Source organism: Brachybacterium sp. AOP25-B2-12 (assembly GCF_052378625.1).
GTDB lineage: Bacteria > Actinomycetota > Actinomycetes > Actinomycetales > Dermabacteraceae > Brachybacterium.
In genome coordinates, this window is sequence record NZ_JBQSXW010000018.1 from 1 (window position 1) to 17,568 (window position 17,568).

Genomic DNA, 17,568 nt, shown 5'->3' on the forward strand with positions numbered 1-17,568 from the left:
GATCAACGTGGGGGTCCTCGCGGTCTCGGCGCTGCTGTCGAACTCGGCGGTGACCGCGGGCCTCGGGCTCGGACTGTTCGGGGTGCTGTCGATCATCCGCCTGCGGTCCGACGAGCTGGCCCAGCACGAGATCGCCTACTACTTCGCGGTGCTGGCACTCGGACTGATCGGCGGTCTCGGGGTCTCCCCGCTCTGGCTGTCGGCGGCGTTCATGGCCCTGATCGTCGTGACGATGGCCGTGGTCGACCATCCGTCGCTGTTCGCCGGGCATCGCCGCCAGGTCATCGTCGTCGACCGCGCGATCCGCGACGAGCGCACGCTGCGCAACCACCTCGAAGACCTCCTCGGGGCCGATGTCACCGCCTTCACCGTGCTGCGCACCGACCTCGTGACCGACACCACCACCGTCGACGTCCGGTTCCGCGTCCCGCGCGAGTCGGTCGGTGCCGGTGCCGGTGCCGGGACCAGTGGGACGAGCGGGACCAGTGGGACCGGTGGGACCGGTGGGACCCACCGTGCCTCGCCGAACGCCGGGCGGGTCGTCCCCGTCGACGTCCCAGGGCCCGCGAGCGGCCCGCGGCCCCTCGACGCCCCCGACCGCGAACGGATCCCCGTCGGTCAGACCGACCGATCACGCACCGCGACCGAGGCCTTCGAGTCCGGACGGGTACGGGCCGAGGCATCCCGAGCCACCGCCCCCGAGACCACCGCTCACCAGGCCACCGCACCAGGGACCACCGCTCACCGCACCCCCGCGCCCGAGGCCGTCCGATGAGCACCCGCACCGACACGGCGCCCGCCGAACGCGCCCCCCGCTCCGTCCTCGACCTGCGGCCCATCGGCCTGGACGAGCTCACCGCGCGCGCCGCCCTCCTGACCCGGACCGACCGCAAGTACCTCGTCCCCACGGACACCGCGCGCCGGCTGGTCGCGGCTCTCGGACCTCGTCTCCGCGTGCTCGACATCGACGGCCGCCGGGCCTTCCGCTACCGCTCCACCTACTACGACACCGAGGCGCTCGAGGCGTTCCACGGCGCGGCCACGGGCCGGCGACGCCGCTACAAGGTGCGCCGCCGCGACTACCTGGACACCGGCACCTCCTTCCTCGAGGTCAAGACCCGCACCGGCCGCGGCGACTCCAGCAAGCAGCGGATCGAGCTGACCGGCTCGGAGTCGGACCTCGCATCGGGCGAGCCCGACCCTGTCCGGATCCCGGGCCACCGCGACGCGGAACCCGCCTCGATCAGCGCTCAGGCCCGTGCCTTCGTAGAATCTGCCTTGAGCGCCGCGGACTGCACGGCGCCGAGCGGTCCGCTGTTGCCCGTCCTCCACACGACGTACGACCGCACGACCCTCCTCGTCGAGGACGAGGGATCGCGTCTGACCGTCGATGCCGAGCTCACCTGGTGGGACCCCCGCGATGCGGATCTTCGCCGTGGCCTCGAGGACCTGCTGGTCATCGAGACGAAAGGCGGCACTCGGCCCGGCGCGGCGGACCGCCTGCTCTGGTCCCTGGGGCATCGACCTGTCCGGCTCTCGAAGTACGGGACGGGGATGGGGCTGCTGCGGCCCGAGCTGCCGGGGAACCGGTGGCACCGGACCCTGGGACGTGTCGACGCTGCGGCCTGACCGTTTCCGGGTGAGCCCCGAACGGGGTGTGCACAGTTCGGCGTCCTGTGCAGCCACCCCTGCACCGGTGCAGGGGTGGCTGCACCCGGCGCCGGTGAGTGCACGCGGACCGCGGAGCCGCGCCTTCGGGCCGCAGCACGTGCACGCGGACCGAGGAGGCGTGGCTCCCGGCGCGGTGTGAGTGCACACCGACCGAGGAACGGCATCTCCCTGCACGGTGTGAGTGCACACCGATCGGGAAACGGCGGACCCCGGCGGCAGCGGTCTCGGGTGGCCATCTCGACGCTCATCCGATACGCCGCCTCGGCCCGCACGCCGACCTCCGCGGCTCGATCGGGCCGGTTGCCCGAGCGGCTGTACACACGTCGGCGTCCAGTGCCAATACCTCCGCACCGGTGCAGGGGTCTGTGCACCTGACGCCGGTGAGTGCACACCTCTCGGGAAGACCCCTCCCTCCCGTACCGCCCAGCCCCACAGCATCCCCGCCCGTCCAGGCATAGGCCCTGCACAGCCGCGAATCCGACGCTGGTTCCATCCAGCAGGGAGAGCAACCTCCCCGACGTCGGTCCCCGGACCGACCGACCGGCACCGGGGGCTCCGACCCCGATCCACCGAGCCGACCCGGCCACCGAGCCCAGCACCCCGATCAACAGCTGACCACCTCGACCCGGACACCACCGAGACCACCACTCCGGAAGGACCCACCACCATGGCCCCCACCGAGCCGACCACCCCCCGCGCAACCGCCTCGCGCAACGCCCCACGAATCCCGGCGGCCCGACCGTCGTCCGCGGAGACGCCCCACCTCTCACCCGATCCCTCGACCCGTCCCCTGCGCCGGAGCCTTCTGCGCCGCAGCGTCGTGGGCCTCAGCGTCGGTGCCGCGACCCTGGCCCTCGCGGCCTGCGGCAGTCTCGGTGCGCTCACCGGGAGCTCGGGGACCTCCGGGTCGAGCTCCACCGGCACGAGCGCCGTGGCCTCCGTGACCTCGGGGGACCTCGCCGCGATCGACACCCACTACGACGCGGACGACCTCACGTGGGATGCCGCCGACGAGCAGACGATCTCCCTCGCGGACTCGGGCTCGACCTCGAGCTCCTCGGACGTGACCGTCGACGGATCGACCGTGACCATCACCGCCGGCGGCGTGTACCGCATCAGCGGCACGCTCGGCGACGGCCAGCTGGTCGTCGCCGCCCCGGACGATGCGACCGTGACCCTGATCCTCGACGGCGCGTCGATCACGAACTCCTCCGGGACAGCCATCGCCGTGACCAGCGCCGACGAGGTGACGATCGACCTCGCCGACGGCACCACCAACGCCGTCGCCGACGGCAGCGGCTACGAGGTCGCCGACGATTCCACCCCGGTGGCCGCGATCGCGTCGGCCTCGGACCTCACCATCGCCGGGACCGGCAGCCTCGAGGTCACCGGGAACACCAACGACGGCATCTCCACCAAGGACGGCCTGGTCGTCGCGTCGGGCACGGTGACGGTGACCGCCGCCGACGACGGGATCCGCGGCAAGGACTACGTGTCCGTGCTCGACGGCTCGATCAGCGTGACCTCGGGCGGCGACGCCCTGAAGTCCGACAACTACGAGGACGCCGACCGCGGCTGGGTGCTGGTCACGAACGGCACCGTCACCCTGGATTCCGGGGACGACGGGATCGACGCCGAGCAGGCACTCCAGATCAGCGGCGGCACGGTCACGGTCGCCACCTCGGTCGAGGGACTCGAGGCGCAGAACGTCATGATCGCGGGCGGGACCACCAGCATCACGGCCTCGGACGACGGCATCAACGCGACCGCGGCGACCACCGCGGAGGAGGCCGCCGCCGAGTCCGGGAGCTCCGGCACGACGACGGACAGTGGCACGACCGGGTCGACCGACGGGTCGACCGGCAGCGGCACGACCGGCTCGACCGACGGATCCACGGACAGCGGGACGACCGGGACCACCGACGACGGGACCGCCGGTGGATCCGCCGACAGCGGCACCACCGACGGCACCGCCCAGCAGCGGGGCCCCGGGGGCGGCACGGAGTCCGATGACGGCTCGCTCCTGTCGATCACCGGCGGCACGCTGACGATCGACGCCGGCTCCGACGGCCTGGACTCCAACGGCTCGGTGTCCCTGACAGGCGGCACCACCACCATCACGAGCGCCGCCAACGGCGGAGACGGCCCGGTCGACGCCAACGGCGACATCACCTTCGACGGCGCGACGCTGACCACCAACGGCACGGAGATCACCTCGGCCGACCAGCTCGGCACGTCGATGGGCGGGGGCCAGGGCGGCCAGGGCGGAGGCCCCGGTGGCCAGGGCGGCGGGCGCCCCGGCCAGGACAGCGACACGGCCGCAGGCACCGACTCCTGACCGACGACACGCACGAGGGACGCGGGTGGGAGTGCCACCCGCGCCCCGCGATCGTGTCTGCGCGCAACAGTGCTCAGCTCCGGGACGTCTCCGCCACCGGTGGGCCGAACCCCGGACGCGACCCGGGCCCCAGGACCCGTGCTCGGGGAACCGACCTCAGGCCGAGGGCCGGAACGTCACCTTCGCACCCTCGGTGGCGCGGTGCAGGAACGCCGCCGCCTCGTCGCGGCGCAGCGCCTCGTCCGGGTGGAAGGAACCGTCGGGCCGGCCCGCCGCGATGCCCGTCTCCTTGAGCCAGGAGATCTCCGGGGCCAGCGACGACCCCTTCGGGACGTCGGTGAAGGGGTTCTTCGTGAGCTTCGCGATGGCCGGGCTGCCGGCGTAGCGGTGCAGGAACGCCGCCGACTCCCGGCGGGTCACCGACTTCCCGGGTCGGTAGGTCCCGTCGCCGTAGCCGCGGGCGATGCCCTGCTGGTGCACCCAGATGATCGCGTCGTATCCCTCCGACCCGGGCTTGACGTCCGTGAACGGCTGCGTGCGCGGGGCCGTCACGGCGGGCGAGCCCGCGAGGCGGTGCAGGAACGTGGCCAGCACGCCGCGGTCCACCGGATTGCCCGGGCGGAAGGTGCCGTCGGGGTAGCCCGCGGTGATGCCCTTGTCGGTCAGCCACTGGATGTCGGCGGCGAAGGTCGAGCCTGCGGGGACGTCGGAATAGCCCTTCTTCTCGATCACCGGGAGCACCTGGACGACGGTCGGGCGCGGCCCCCGCCCCGTGTCGAACTCGGGGAACATCGAGGTGGGCTCGGCGTAGGAGCCCTCCTCCCCCGGGTGCTGGACGGACACGAAGGCCGACTTCTCGGTGTCGTGGACGATCGGCCCGCAGGTCTCGGCATCGGCCGGGACGGACAGGAACTGCTCGACCCGTCCGCGCTCGTCGCCCTCAAGGGTGACGCGGAACAGGCCGTCGTTGTAGCCGATCCCGTCGGGGGCGCCGTCGGTGGAGATCCACAGGTTGCCCACGGAGTCGAAGGCGACGTTGTCGGGGCAGGAGATCGGCGAGACCTTGTCGACGGGGAAGCCGCTGAAGTAGGTGACGTCGCCCTGGGCGGGGTCGCCGCACACCAGCAGCAGGTTCCAGTCGAACGTGGTCGAGGCCTGGTCGCCCTGCTCGGTGATCTCGACGATGTGCCCGTCGCGGTTCTCGGTGCGGGGGTTGGCCTCATCGGCGCCGGCCTTGCCGGACGTGCCGCGGTCGGAGTTGTTCGTGCAGGCCACGTACACCTTGCCGGTCAGCAGCGAGGGCTGGACGTCCTCGCAGCGGTCCATCTTGGTGGGCTGGACGGTATCGGCGGCCAGGCGGGTGTGGATCAGGACCTCCTCGGCGGAGAACCCGGCGACGGCCGAGCGGCCGCTCAGGCACAGCGGGATCCACTCGCCGGTGCCGTCGAAGGCGCCGTCGGCTGGGACGGTGCCCTTGCCGTCGATCTCGGCCTTGGGCGAGTTGCCGGTGAAGCGGGCGACGTAGAGGTCGCCGTCCTCGAGCAGGCGCATGTTGTGGGCGCGGTCGCCCTCGATGTACTTCTCGCGGGACACGAACTTGTAGAGGTAGTCGAACTTCTCGTCGTCCCCGGAGTACGCGACGGCGTGGCCGCTGTCGGAGATGATGACGTTGGCGCCCTCGTGCTTGAAGCGGCCCAGCGAGGTGTGCTTGCGGGGGGTGGACGTCGGGTCCCAGGGATCGACCTCGACGATCCAGCCGAAGCGGTTGGACTCGTTCTCGTAGCCCTCGGTGCGGGTGTCGAAGCGGGGGTGCTCGTTCTCCCAGCCGCGCGCGGTGGCCTTGTCGGTGAGGCCGTAGCGCTTGTCGGCGGCAGAGGTCCCGGCGGAGCGGAAGTAGCCGTGGAAGTTCTCCTCGCCGGACAGGAGCGTTCCCCACGGGGTGAGCCCGCCGGAGCAGTTGCCCAGGGTGCCCAGGACCGTGCGGCCCTCGGCGTCGTCCTTGGTGCGCAGCAGCGGGGACCCGGCGGCGGCGCCGGTCACCGTGTACGGGGTGTCGATGAGGAAGCGGCGGTTGTGCTCACCGTCGACGACGTAGGCGTAGGGCTTCGTGGCGTCCTCGCGCTCGAGGTCCACGACCGTCAGGCCGTGGGCCGCGAGGCCCACCTCGGTGACGACCGAGGGGTCGGTGCCCTCGGGCAGCATGATGTTCTCGTTCGTGTACTCGTGGTTCACGAACATCACGGCCCGCGTGCCGTCGGAGTCGGGATCCGCCTGGATCTCCGTGTAGTCGTTGTTGTAGCCGAACTGCACCTTCTGGGATTCCCCGGTCTGGTGGTCCCAGTCGAAGTCGGGGGCGTCGGACCAGAGCTTGTCGCCCCAGCGGATGATCGGGTGCCATGCGAAGCCCTCGGGCACGGTGAACTCGTCGGTCTTGGCCTTGACGGGCTCGATCGCCGTGAACGCGAGCGGGCTGCCGGCGGGGGCGTTGGGGCCGGCGGGGGCGATCCCGGGGCCCGCGGCGACGGCGGGCGAGAGGCCGGTGGTGCCCGCGACGCCGATCACGACGGCCCCGGCGGCGCCGCCGCCCAGCAGGGCGCGGCGGGACAGGGCCGCGGAGGCGATGTCGCGGAAGTAGCCGTTGGAGGAGGTGTTGCAGGTGGGGCCGAAGCACTGGTTGTCGCACTTCAGGGCGCAGGTCACGGGCGACCGCTTGCCGGCGACGTGGTCCTTCATGAGGAGGGGCAGGCGCAGGGGCATGGACGTGCCTTTCGAGGAGGGCACCCTCCGGACGCCGCAGCTCGGCACGACCCCGCGAGGAACCGCGCTCTCGGGCTGCGGGACCTCGACGAGGTGACGCCGACGAGGCCGAGGACGGCCTTCGCGCGATGCGACCCCCGGGGGCGGCGGGGGCGTGGACCCCCGACCCTTCCGTCTGCGGGTGTCGTCCGCGTCACATCGACGTGAACGACAGGTGACCTCGACCTGCCACGACGGCGACATCGCCCCCTGGCGGGCGCGCTGCGGGCACGTCCATCGGCTCGCGGATCAGGCCGCGCGCACGCCCCGATCGCGGTGGACGAGCGCCGTGAGCAGCGCGTCGTCCAGCGCGGCCTCGAGCTCGTCGCGCGTGCGCCAGCTCGAGAACAGCGAGCCGTCGGGCTGCAGCAGCACTCCGTCGGCGAGGGGACCCACCGGCACGGGCTCGAAGCCCAGCAGGTCCAGCACTCCGGCGGCGCGGGCGACCGCCTCGGCATCGTCCCCGGCGACCGCGAGGGCACGCCGGGCACCGGCGCCTGCGAGGTGCATGTGCTCCTCGACGTCGTGGTAGCCGATGTGGTTCAGCGTCTTGACCACCCGGCTGTCGACGAGGTGCGCGGCCAGCGCCTCGCTGGTCGACGTCGTGTGGAGGCGGGCGAGCGCCTGGGCGTCCTGCTCCCCCCAGGCATTGGTCGCGTCGATGACCACGGCGCCCGCGAGCTCCGCGGGGTCGATGCGCAGCGCGACGTGCAGCGGCACCGTCAGCACCACCACGTCGGCGCGGCCGATCTCCGGACGGGGAACGGCCCGCGCCCCGGGGATGCGACGGTGCAGCTCGGCCAGCGGCAGGCGCCCGGCGATCCGCACGTCGAGCCCGCTGCGCACGGCCAGGCGGCCGATCGCGGTGCCGATCCTGCCGGGGCCCACGATCCCGATCGACGCGGGGGCCACCGGGTGCTCGGGGGCGTCGTCGTCCGCAGCGGCGCGCTCGCGGCCCGCGGCGGCGGCGCGTAGCAGCTGGCGGGCCAGGGCGTCATTGCGCCGGAACACGGGAGAGTTGGTGCGGGGGCGCGAGAAGGCGCCGACGGGCAGCTCGGAGGTCCACGGGCCGATGGCCCACAGGCCCGCGCGGGGCGTGCCGTCGGGGCCGACGACCCGCTGCTCGGCGTCGATCTCGAGCAGCCCCCGGGTGCCGGGGGCCTCACGGCCGATGCTGGAGGCGCCGGTGGTCGGGGCGCCCGTGCTGAGGGCGTCCGTGCTGAGTGCGCCGGAGCTCCCGGTGAGCGCGCTGAGGGCTCCGGCGGTCGCGGCGACCGCGCTCTCCACGTCGGCGCGCACGTCGCCGACGACCGCGGCGACCTCATCCCGACCCGTGACGCCCCGCGGACGCACGAGGTCGCGGAGCAGCGGATTGGCGGAGTCGGCGAGGGTCTGCTCGGGCAGGAAGGCGTCGATGAGGGCGGTGGCCTCGGCGCGGGCGCCGGTGCCGCCCTCGGCGACGAACAGGCCGCTGGTCTCATCGGCCTCGACGCGCAGACGGGGACCGAGGAACCGCACGATCCCGGCCCGCTCGAGGGCCAGGAGCTGGTGGAGGCGGTGGGGCGGCGGACCGGAGTCCACGAAGCTGAACACGGAGTGCCACCAGGTCGGGTAGGCCCCGGCGGAATCGGCGTGCAGGCGCGAGGCCGGCAGGAGGGTCACCAGGGCGCCCGTGATGCGCAGCAGCACCTGGAAGAGGGCGCGGGCGTCGTGGGTGTCGCCGACGGTGCGGGCGGCGAGGTCGTTCTCGATGTGTCGGACCACGGCGTCGCGGGTCAGGCGGCGCACGTCGCACGGGGGCACGAGGCCGCGCGGCTCGAAGGTGCGGTCCGAGACGAGCCACCGCAGCGGGTCGTCGAGCCACGCGAGCTGCGGATCCTCCTCGGGGCCGGGGACCCCGGGGACGGCCCGGGCGATCTCCGCGGCGATGAGCGGCAGGACGTCCTCGGTGAAGCGCACCGTGCCCTCGGCGTCCTCGGCGGCGCGCAGGCGCTCGTCGGTGACGAAGGCGAGGTCTCGTGGTCCCGCGGGCTGGTCCTCGCCCGTGACCTTCGAGTGGTACGGGGCGCCGCGACGCGAGCCCACCCACAGGCGCGGCTCCTCGCCGGAGGGGAGGTAGCGCAGTCGGCCGGGCTCGGCGGGCGTCGGGCACGGCTCGAAGTGCCCGCCACGGCCCTGGGTGAGCAGGGACAGCAGGTCCACGAATCCCAGGCCCATGCCCCGGACGATGACCTCCTGACCGGCGCCGATGACGCTCAGGTCCGCGTCGCGTGCCTGCGAGGGCGGGACGTAGGCGCCACCGTGGCGGCGCGCGAAGGCGGCCAGCTCATGGCGCGCGGGGGTCAGGCGGGCGTCGGTGTGGCCGGTGGCCAGGACGACGAGGTCGGCGTGCAGTGCGGGCCCGTCGGCCAGGTCGATGCGCCAGCCGTCGGCGGGGTGGGGCGTCGCGGTGCTCGCGCCGCTCTCCGGGATCGCGGCATCGCCATCGCCCGGCACGGGCTCCGCCGGCGCCCGGCCCTCGGGGCCGATCCCGGTGGCGACCGTCCGGTGCAGGTGCACGCTCACCTCACCCGGGAGCGAGGCCAGCACCTCCCCCGCGTAGCTCTCGAGGTACAGCGCCTGCAGGCGACGGCTCGCGAACGATCCCTCGGTGAGCGCCTCGATCTCGGCCTTCAGACCCGTGGCGGCAGTGGGCGCGGGGATGCGTCCGGAGCGGATGCCCTCGGCCCACTCGGCGAGGGTGGGGCCGGGGACGACAGGGCCCTCCATCGTCACGGTCTCGTCGGTGTGGATGGTGACGTCGGCGGCGCGCGAGTTCATGAGGAGCAGGGGGCTCTCCTCGGCGCTCCAGATGCGTCCGGCGCCCGGCATGTGCGGTTCGACGAGGTCGATGCGCAGGTCCCTGCCCTCCAGCAGCTCGGCACTCGCGGCGAGGCGCTCGAGCACGCCCAGGGCCCGCGGTCCGCCGCCCACGACGACGAGGCGCACGGGGGCGCTGCGACCTCCCGAGGTGTCCGAGACCATGTGCATTCCCTTTCCGACGTGCGTGTGTGACGCCATGTGGAGGGGCCATCGGCCCTCCCTTGCATCCACATTAGGGTGGCTTATAGATTCCAGCACCGCAAGAAATGGCCGACGTGACGTTCACACGACGCCACGTCCCCCACGCCACCGTCGGGAAGGTCCCGCCATGTCCACCACCCCCACGCTGCGCGGCCACGAGGCCGCCTCCGCCGCCGGCGGGTCGACCGCGGCCGACAGCGCCGACGCCGGCCACGGCACGGAGACCGGGACGGGCACGACCTCCGGTAACGCGCCCGATTCCGGTCGCGACGCCGGGTCCAGTCACGAGTCCGGGTCCGGTCGCGACGCCGGGTCCGGTCGCCACGCCGAATCGGGTCGCGAGACCGGACCCCGCATCGACCCGGCCCTCGCGGAGACCTCCCGCCTGCGGATCGTCACGGCCCGCCACCCGGGCCGGATCGCCCTGACCGTGCTCGCCGGAATCGTCGTGGCGGTCATCGGCGTCTCGCTTCTGACCAACCCCCGCTGGGAGTGGGGCGTGGTGGGCGAATGGTTCTTCGCCGTCTCGATCATCCGCGGGCTCCTGGAGACCCTCAAGCTCACGGTGCTCGCCGGGGTGGTCGGCTTCGGGCTGGGCCTGGTGCTCGCGCTCATGCGGCTGTCCGGCTCGGGGCTGGCGCGCGGCGTGTCCTGGACGTTCTCGTGGGTGTTCCGCTCGACGCCGCTGCTGGTCCAGCTGCTGCTCTGGTACAACCTCGGCTACCTCTACCAGCGCGTCGTGATCGGCATTCCGTTCACCGACGCGACGCTGTTCGACGCCCGCACGAGCGACCTCATGACGCCGTTGCTCGCCGCGATCCTGGGCCTCGGCCTGCACCAGGCCGCCTACGCCTCCGAGCTGATCCGCGGGGGCATCCTCTCGGTCGACGCCGGGCAGCTCGAGGCCGCCAGCGCCCTGGGCATCCCGGCGCGCGACCGCTCGCTGCGGATCGTGCTGCCGCAGGCCATGCGGGCGATCCTGCCCGGCGCGTTCAACGAGATCATCGGCCTGGTCAAGGGCACCTCGGTCGTGTTCGTGATCGCCCACGCCGAGCTGTTCTTCACCATCCAGCTGATCTACGGCCGCACCCAGGAGGTGCTGCCCATGCTGCTCGTGGCGACCCTCTGGTACGTCGTCATCACCTCGGTGCTCTCGATCGCGCAGTACTACATCGAGCGCCACTACGCCAAGGGCGCGGTGCGCGTCCTGCCGCCCACGCCGCTGCAGCGTCTGCGCGCCGCGATCCGTCGGGACGCGCACCACGCCGCGGCGCGCCGCGATGCCGCCCGCCGACCCGCCGACTCCTCGGAGGCCTCCCTGTGACCACCGACCTCACCCCCGCGCGGAGGACCACCGATCCCGCGACGCCGAACCGCACCACGTCCGGACGTGCGACGCCCAGCCGCACGACGCCGGGCGGTGACAAGCCGTCCGACAGCACGTCCCAGGACCGCTCCTCCGCCGCCGATGCCGCGCGCACGGGCGGTCGCGTCGAGGTCGTCGGCGTCCACAAGTCCTTCGGGGACCTCGAGGTGCTGCGCGGCATCGACCTCGTCGTCGAGCCCGGCGGCGTCACCGCGATCCTGGGCCCGTCCGGCTCGGGCAAGTCGACGCTGCTGCGCACCATCAACCACCTCGAGACCCTCGATGCGGGCGTCATCGCGATCGACGGCGAGCTGATCGGCTACCGCCGCTCCGGCGACGTGCTCCACGAGCTGACCGAGAAGGAGGTGCTGCGCCAGCGCACGCGGATCGGCATGGTGTTCCAGAGCTTCCACCTGTTCGGGCACATGACCGCGCTGCAGAACGTCGCCGAGGCGCCGCGCCGCGCCCTCGGGGTGCCCAAGGCCACGGCGCTCGCCCGTGCCCGGGCGCTCCTGGAGCGCGTGGGCCTGGCCGACAAGGCCGGCGAGTACCCCCGCCGGCTCTCGGGCGGCCAGCAGCAGCGGGTCGCCATCGCCCGGGCTCTGGCCCTGGACCCCCACGTCCTGCTGTTCGACGAGCCCACCAGCGCCCTGGACCCCGAGCTCGTCGAAGAGGTGCTGACCGTGATCCGCGATCTCGCCGAGGCCGGGACCACGCTCGTCATCGTCACCCACGAGGTCGCCTTCGCCCGCGATGTCGCCGACACCGTCGTCTTCATGGACGACGGCGTGATCGTCGAGCAGGGCCCGCCCACTGAGGTCATCGACCACCCGCAGCACGAACGCACCCGCGCCTTCCTGGCCCGCGTGCACTGACGCGGGGCCGTCGCCACCATCCATCGACCACGCCCGTCGCGCATCGCAGCCGGGCGTCGCACCACCAGCATCGGAGCCTTCCCATGACCTCTCCCCGCCGTCCCGACCGCGCCCCGCGCACGTCCCGCACCTCCGGCGTCGGTCGCCTCGCCCGCTTCGTCGACGCCTCTCGCCCGGGCCGGGAGCCTCGTGCTTCCGACGCAGTCCGCGGTTCCCGCGCTCGGCGCCCCGACAGCGCCGACCCCATCGCCAGCGCGCCCGCGCACCTGAGCCGACGGGCCCTGACCATCACCGGCCTGCTGCTCCCGGGCCTCGCGCTCGCGGCCTGCGCGGATCCCGTGGCGGACAGCGGCGCTGCGGGCGGCGCGGCGACCGGCGCCTCCGACGGGGGCGGCGCCTCGACCGGCACGGTCGACACCAGCGGCACCCAGAAGCTCATCCGCTCGACCAAGGACGAGGCGATCGCCGCGCTCGTGCCCCCGGAGATCGCCGCCGACGGCAAGCTCACGATGGCCACGAGCGCGGGCGGCACCCCGCCGCTGAGCTTCCTGGCCGACGACAACAAGACCACCATCGGCTCCGAGGTCGACATCGCGCGGCTCGCCGCCGACAAGCTGGGCCTCGAGCTGGACGTGCAGCTCACGAGCTGGGAGAACTGGCCGCTCAAGCTCGAGGCGCGGGAGTACGAGGTGGTGCACTCCAACGTCGGCATCAACGCGGAGCGTCTGCAGAAGTTCGACTTCGCCTCGTACCGCGCGGCCTTCATGACCTTCCTGGCCAGCAAGGACGCGGACTTCGAGCTGAGCGACGCCGAGTCGATCACCGGCCGGATCATCGCGGTGGGCAACGCGACCAACCAGGAGAAGATCCTGACGGCGTGGAACGAGCAGCTGACCTCGGAGGGCAAGGAGCCCGCCGAGCTCAAGAACTACTCCTCGGACGCCGACGTGCTCCTGGCCCTCGGATCCGGTCGCATCGACGCCTACTTCGCGCCGTTCGCGAGCCTGACCTACACGGCCAGCAAGCGCGAGGAGTTCGTGACCCAGGGCAAGGTGGACGCCGGATGGCCCCACCAGACCCTGGTCGCCGCGACGTTCCCGCGCGGGAGCGGCCTCGCCGATCCCTACGCCAAGGCGATCAACGCCCTGATCGCCGAGGGCACCTACGGCCAGGTCCTCGAGCGCTGGGGGCTGACGGAGGAGGCCGTCACCGAGTCCGCCGTCCACACCGCGGAGAACCCGTGAGCAGGGCGGGGCGCGGGGGCTTGCTGGCGGGCGGGGGTCTGCCGCCGGGCGACGGGTCGATTCCGACCGGGAACCTGCCTCTGGGCGGGGGCGCGGGCCCGTTGGGCATCCGGAGTCCGCTGCGTGCGGGACCACTTCGCTCAGCACGGCCCATATACGGCACACGTGAACGAGGACGTCCCGTCACCCCATGGCACGCGCCGATCCTGCCCAGCCTCGGCACGTCGCACCGGCACTCCGGGCCCGCCAGCCCCGCCAACGTCCTCGTGGCCACCACGGACACCACGGACACCACGGACACCACGGACACCACGGACACGGTCCCAGCGACCGCCGCCACCACCACTGTCGCAACGCCCGCGGCCCCCGCCCGGGCCATCACGACCGCGACCATGGACACCACCACCCCGTTCCGCACCGCCCCGAGGAGCACCCGATGACCACGCCCCACCCCGCACCCGCCGGACCGCCGCTGCTGGCGGTCGACCTCGTCACCACCCCCGCGCTGCTCGGGCCCGTCCAGAGCCTGGCCCGCGGGCTCGAGGCCGCCGGGATCGGCGCCCTGACCCTGAGCGACGGAGGCCCGCACCCCGTGCACATCGCCGCGTCCCTCGCCCCCGCGACGAGCGCGATCGCGCTGATCCCTCGCACCGATGCCGTCTACGTCGAGCCCTTCCACCTCGCGACCCAGCTCATGAGCCTGGACCACGTCAGCGCGGGCCGTGCAGGCTGGCTCGTCGAGGCCCGCACCGACGAGGCGACCGCCGTCGCCGTGGGCCGCGAGCTCCTGGACGCCGACGCCACGCAGCGCGAGGTCGCCGACGTGATCGCCGCCCAACGCCTCGTCTGGGACTCCTGGACCGACGACGCCGTGGTGCGCGACACCACCCGCGGCGTCTACATCGACGCGACCCGCCTGCAGTACGCGGACTTCGAGGGCGCGACGTTCAGCGTCCGCGGCCCCTCGATCACACCCCGCTCCCCGCAGGGCCTCGTGCCGGTGCTCGTGGCCGACGAGGACCGCGAGGTCGTCGGCGACGAGGCGACGGCCCTGGCCGATGGGCGCGTCCTGGACGTGCACGTCGCCGGCGGCGCGGAGGCCGGGGAGATCGCCGCGGCAGTCCGCGCGGTGATCGGATCGCCGGAAGGCGTCGCACACGGTGCACCCGACGCGACCACGAGCGGGCCGACCACCTCGACATCAGCGAGCCCGACCGCGGCCCTTGCACCTGCTCCTGCTCCTGCTCCTGCTCCTGCTCCTGCTCCTGCTCCTGTGATCGTCCGTCTCATCGGCCTCGATCCCGCCGCCGACCTCGCCGCCCGGGTCTCCGCCGCCGCCTCCGCGCTGCGCGAGGAGGGGCTGATCGCGCCTGCCCCATCGGCGGGCGACACGTTGCGGGACCAGCTCGGCCTCGCCCGTCCCGACGTCGTCATCGACCCCTCACGGCGCTCGGACCGCGCCCGCCGCGCCGAGGTCGCCTGACCCCACGGGCACGACTGCCGCCGGGGCGCCCGTCCCCGCATTCGGTCCGCAGCGGCATCTCCGGCCCTCCAGCTCCGCACCTGTCCACCTCCATCCCCCGATCCCGACCGGCCGCCACCGCTCCGTTCCGCACGGCACGACACGGCACCGCACCGCACCGCACCGCACCGCACCGCACCGCACCGCACCGCACCGCACCGCACCGACGCCATCCTCGCGACCCAACCGACCCGCACCAGCACCAGCACCAATCGCGCAGGCCCCGCCCCATCCACCGCCACCACCGAGGAGACCCGATGACCTCGACCACCGCCCCCGACCGCACCGCCGCCGCACCCGGCTCGGCCGCCCACCCGATCCACCCCGAGCACACGCCGTCCGGCACCCTGCAGCTCGGCATCTTCTTCCAGGGCGTGAACTCCTCCACCGTGTGGCGCCTGCCCGAGAGCGGCGACCAGGTCGCCTGGGACTCCTTCGCGCACATCGTCCGCACCGCCCAGCGCGGCATCTTCGCGGCATTCTTCCTCGGCGAGGGGCTGCGGCTGCGAGAGCACCGCGGAGTCCCCCTCGAGCTCGATGTCGCCGGCCGGCCGGACGCGCAGACCCTGCTCGCGGCGCTGGCGACGATCACCGAGGACATCGGCCTCGTCGCCACCCAGAACACCACCTACAACGACCCGGTGGATCTCGCGCGTCGGCTGCAGACCCTCGACCTGCTGTCCGGTGGCCGAGCGGCTTGGAACGTCGTGACCACGGACAACGCATGGACGGGTGAGAACTTCCGCCGCGGCGGCTACCTCGACCACGAGGACCGCTACATCCACGCCGCGCAGTTCGTCGAGATCGCCCAGCGCTACTGGCGCGGCCTGCCCATCGACCACCACGGACAGCATTACGACGTCCGCGCCCAGGGGTCCCTGCCCCGCTCGGCGCAGGGCGAGCCGGTGCTGTTCCAGGCCGGTGTCTCCCCCACGGGCAGGGACTTCGCCGCCCGCACGGCCGACGTCATCTTCTCCCCGTACGGCGACCTCGACGGTGCCACCGAGTTCCGCCGCGACATCGTCGAGCGCAGCATCGCCGCAGGTCGCGACCCGGGCGCGGTCCAGATCATGCCCGGTGCCGAGTTCGTGCTGGCCGCGACCGATGCCGAGGCGGAGGACAAGCTGGTGTGGCTGCGCGAGCAGCAGATCGGCCCGCAGCAGGCCGTCGCCTATCTCGAGCAGTTCTGGGGCCGCGACCTCTCCGACTTCGACCCCGACGGGCCCCTGCCCGACGTGCCGCCGGAGGTCGAGGAGTCCGACGTGACGCGCGGCTCGGGCTTCCAGTTCGGCAAGGCCCAGGAGCTGACCCGGGAGTGGCGCGAGATCGCCGCCGCCAACGACTGGTCGATCCTGCAGTTCGTGCGCGACAAGCAGGGCGGGCGCCGCGGCGCGTTCGTCGGCGGCTACGACACCGTGGCCGACCGCCTCGCGCAGTACGCCGCGGTGGGCGCCATCGACGGCCTGAACATCACGCCGTGGCTCATCCCGACGGGCCTCGACGACATCGTCGACCACCTGGTGCCCCGCCTGCAGGACCGCGGCGTCTACCCGCCCGAGTACGTGGGCCACACGTTGCGCGAGAACCTGGGGTTGCCGATCCCGGAGTGACGGCGACGTGGGCGACGGCCGGCGACATCCGGCACCACCGGGGCGTCGGGATTCACCGGACTGCCAAGCACTGCCGGAGTGATGGGGTTCGTCGGAGCGACGAACGTGGCCGACATGACGGAGATGGCCAGATCGACCGGCGCCGAAGGACGACCGAGCCCAGGACCGGCGAGAGCGGGGCGCCAGCGGCTCCTTCCGTGCGTTCCGGCTCCCGCAACGGACATGCCTGGCCCGCATTCCGAGACGTGAGTCCAGCAGCGGGCCCTTCGGAGCGGGTGTCCTTCCGATGGGCGGTCAGCGGCGGGCGCTCCGCACCGCGGTGTGCACTCACCGGCGTCCTGTGCCACCACCTCTGCACCGGTGCGCACGCGATGGCACTGGACGCCGGTGAGTGCACGCCCACAGCCCAACCCACCGATCCGGCCTCGATCCCACCGAGCCTGAGCACGGGCAACCGGCCCCACCGGCCACGCTCCACGTACCCAAGCACGGGCGCCGGCACGCGCCCGGCCCGAGCTGCCCGGGCCTCGCCCAGTCCTATCCGATCCGGCCCGTTCGGGTCAGGCTTGCCTGTCCTGCCGCGGTCCGGCCTGGCCCACGATGGCCCGGCCCGCCCCCGCCCGGCCCGGTCCGTGATCGCCCGGCCCGCCCCCGCCCGGCCCCTCTGGCCTGGTCTGCCCTGGCCCCGTCTGCCTTGCCCCGGCCGACCCCGCCCTGCCCTGCCCCAGCCCGGCCCGGCCTGATCTGCCCTGGCCTGGCACGCCCTGGCCCGCCCCGGGTTGAAGGCACCCCTTGAGCAAGCTGATCTCGCACCCGCCCGGCGCTCCCCCGACATCGCGTCCGACCACCCCGGCGTGCACTCACCGGCGTCCAGTGCAGTCAACACCTGCACCGGTGCAGGCGTGACTGCACTGGACGCCGACGTGTGCTCACCCCCGCTCGGCCCGCTCCACCACTCGACGCGCATCCCCCCCCGCTTGGCCCGCCCCATCACCCACGGCACCGTCCTCCCCCCTCACCCTCACCCCGCCGCACCCGCACCCACCCACCACCCCCGCAGTCCACGATCAGCCGACGATGCGA

General features: G+C 73.3%; 10 protein-coding genes and 1 pseudogene. 8 read left to right on the forward strand and 3 right to left on the reverse strand.

The features are described 5' to 3' along the window. The 3 genes from ACT3TZ_RS12355 to ACT3TZ_RS12365 all read left to right on the forward strand — a co-directional run. On the forward strand, window positions 1-775 hold a 775-nt coding region (locus ACT3TZ_RS12355; protein ID WP_444583727.1), incomplete at its 5' end, for a DUF4956 domain-containing protein. Continuing rightward, entirely contained in the window at window positions 772-1,629 is an 858-nt protein-coding gene (locus ACT3TZ_RS12360; RefSeq protein WP_444583728.1) for a polyphosphate polymerase domain-containing protein, read from the forward strand. The genes ACT3TZ_RS12355 and ACT3TZ_RS12360, both read left to right, overlap by 4 nt. A 709-nt stretch (window positions 1,630-2,338) precedes the next feature. Next, window positions 2,339-4,009 (forward strand): carbohydrate-binding domain-containing protein, encoded by a 1,671-nt coding sequence (locus tag ACT3TZ_RS12365; RefSeq protein ID WP_444583729.1) that lies wholly within the window; start codon window positions 2,339-2,341, stop codon window positions 4,007-4,009. A 156-nt stretch (window positions 4,010-4,165) separates the two neighbouring features. Here the strand turns inward: ACT3TZ_RS12365 and ACT3TZ_RS12370 are convergent, their stop codons facing one another. The 3 genes and pseudogenes from ACT3TZ_RS12370 to ACT3TZ_RS12380 form a co-directional block, all read right to left on the reverse strand. Continuing rightward, entirely contained in the window at window positions 4,166-4,750 is a 585-nt protein-coding gene (locus ACT3TZ_RS12370) for an S-layer homology domain-containing protein (protein WP_444583780.1), read from the reverse strand. After that, window positions 4,748-6,766, reverse strand: a pseudogene (locus tag ACT3TZ_RS12375) (PhoX family protein); the annotation flags it as partial. The pseudogene ACT3TZ_RS12375 and the gene ACT3TZ_RS12370, both read right to left, overlap by 3 nt. Before the next feature lie 288 nt (window positions 6,767-7,054). After that, window positions 7,055-9,829: an FAD/NAD(P)-binding protein gene (locus ACT3TZ_RS12380; RefSeq protein WP_444583730.1), complete on the reverse strand. Its 2,775-nt coding sequence runs from the start codon at window positions 9,827-9,829 to the stop codon at window positions 7,055-7,057. A gap of 166 nt (window positions 9,830-9,995) precedes the next feature. Between ACT3TZ_RS12380 and ACT3TZ_RS12385 the strand changes: the two genes are divergently transcribed. The 5 genes from ACT3TZ_RS12385 (at window position 9,996) to ACT3TZ_RS12405 (ending at window position 16,485) form a co-directional block, all read left to right on the forward strand. Then, window positions 9,996-11,192 carry an amino acid ABC transporter permease gene (locus ACT3TZ_RS12385; RefSeq protein WP_444583731.1) on the forward strand — a complete coding sequence of 399 codons (1,197 nt, stop codon included), beginning with the start codon at window positions 9,996-9,998 and terminating at the stop codon, window positions 11,190-11,192. After that, complete coding sequence (locus ACT3TZ_RS12390) at window positions 11,189-12,109, forward strand: amino acid ABC transporter ATP-binding protein (protein ID WP_444583732.1); 921 nt, start codon at window positions 11,189-11,191, stop codon at window positions 12,107-12,109. The genes ACT3TZ_RS12385 and ACT3TZ_RS12390 overlap by 4 nt, the downstream gene beginning before the upstream one ends. Window positions 12,110-12,192: 83 nt before the next feature. Beyond that, on the forward strand, window positions 12,193-13,353 hold the full coding sequence (locus ACT3TZ_RS12395) for a transporter substrate-binding domain-containing protein (RefSeq protein WP_444583733.1): 1,161 nt from the start codon (window positions 12,193-12,195) through the stop codon (window positions 13,351-13,353). Window positions 13,354-13,789: 436 nt separating this feature from the next. After that, window positions 13,790-14,836, forward strand: coding sequence for an LLM class flavin-dependent oxidoreductase (locus ACT3TZ_RS12400; RefSeq protein WP_444583734.1), 1,047 nt, complete (start codon window positions 13,790-13,792; stop codon window positions 14,834-14,836). A 296-nt stretch (window positions 14,837-15,132) separates the two neighbouring features. Continuing rightward, a complete protein-coding gene (locus ACT3TZ_RS12405) occupies window positions 15,133-16,485 on the forward strand; it encodes an LLM class flavin-dependent oxidoreductase (RefSeq protein WP_444583735.1) in 1,353 nt (450 codons plus the stop codon). The last annotated feature ends 1,083 nt before the right edge of the window (window positions 16,486-17,568 follow it).

Excerpts from the sequence above, each read along its gene's own strand:
- ACT3TZ_RS12360 (WP_444583728.1), top strand. The coding sequence starts at position 772 with ATGAGCACCCGCACCGACACGGCGCCCGCCGAACGCGCCCCCCGCTCC.
- ACT3TZ_RS12365 (WP_444583729.1), top strand. The coding sequence starts at position 2,339 with ATGGCCCCCACCGAGCCGACCACCCCCCGCGCAACCGCCTCGCGCAAC.
- ACT3TZ_RS12380 (WP_444583730.1), bottom strand. The coding sequence starts at position 9,829 with ATGGTCTCGGACACCTCGGGAGGTCGCAGCGCCCCCGTGCGCCTCGTC.
- ACT3TZ_RS12385 (WP_444583731.1), top strand. The coding sequence starts at position 9,996 with ATGTCCACCACCCCCACGCTGCGCGGCCACGAGGCCGCCTCCGCCGCC.
- ACT3TZ_RS12395 (WP_444583733.1), top strand. The coding sequence starts at position 12,193 with ATGACCTCTCCCCGCCGTCCCGACCGCGCCCCGCGCACGTCCCGCACC.
- ACT3TZ_RS12400 (WP_444583734.1), top strand. The coding sequence starts at position 13,790 with ATGACCACGCCCCACCCCGCACCCGCCGGACCGCCGCTGCTGGCGGTC.
- ACT3TZ_RS12405 (WP_444583735.1), top strand. The coding sequence starts at position 15,133 with ATGACCTCGACCACCGCCCCCGACCGCACCGCCGCCGCACCCGGCTCG.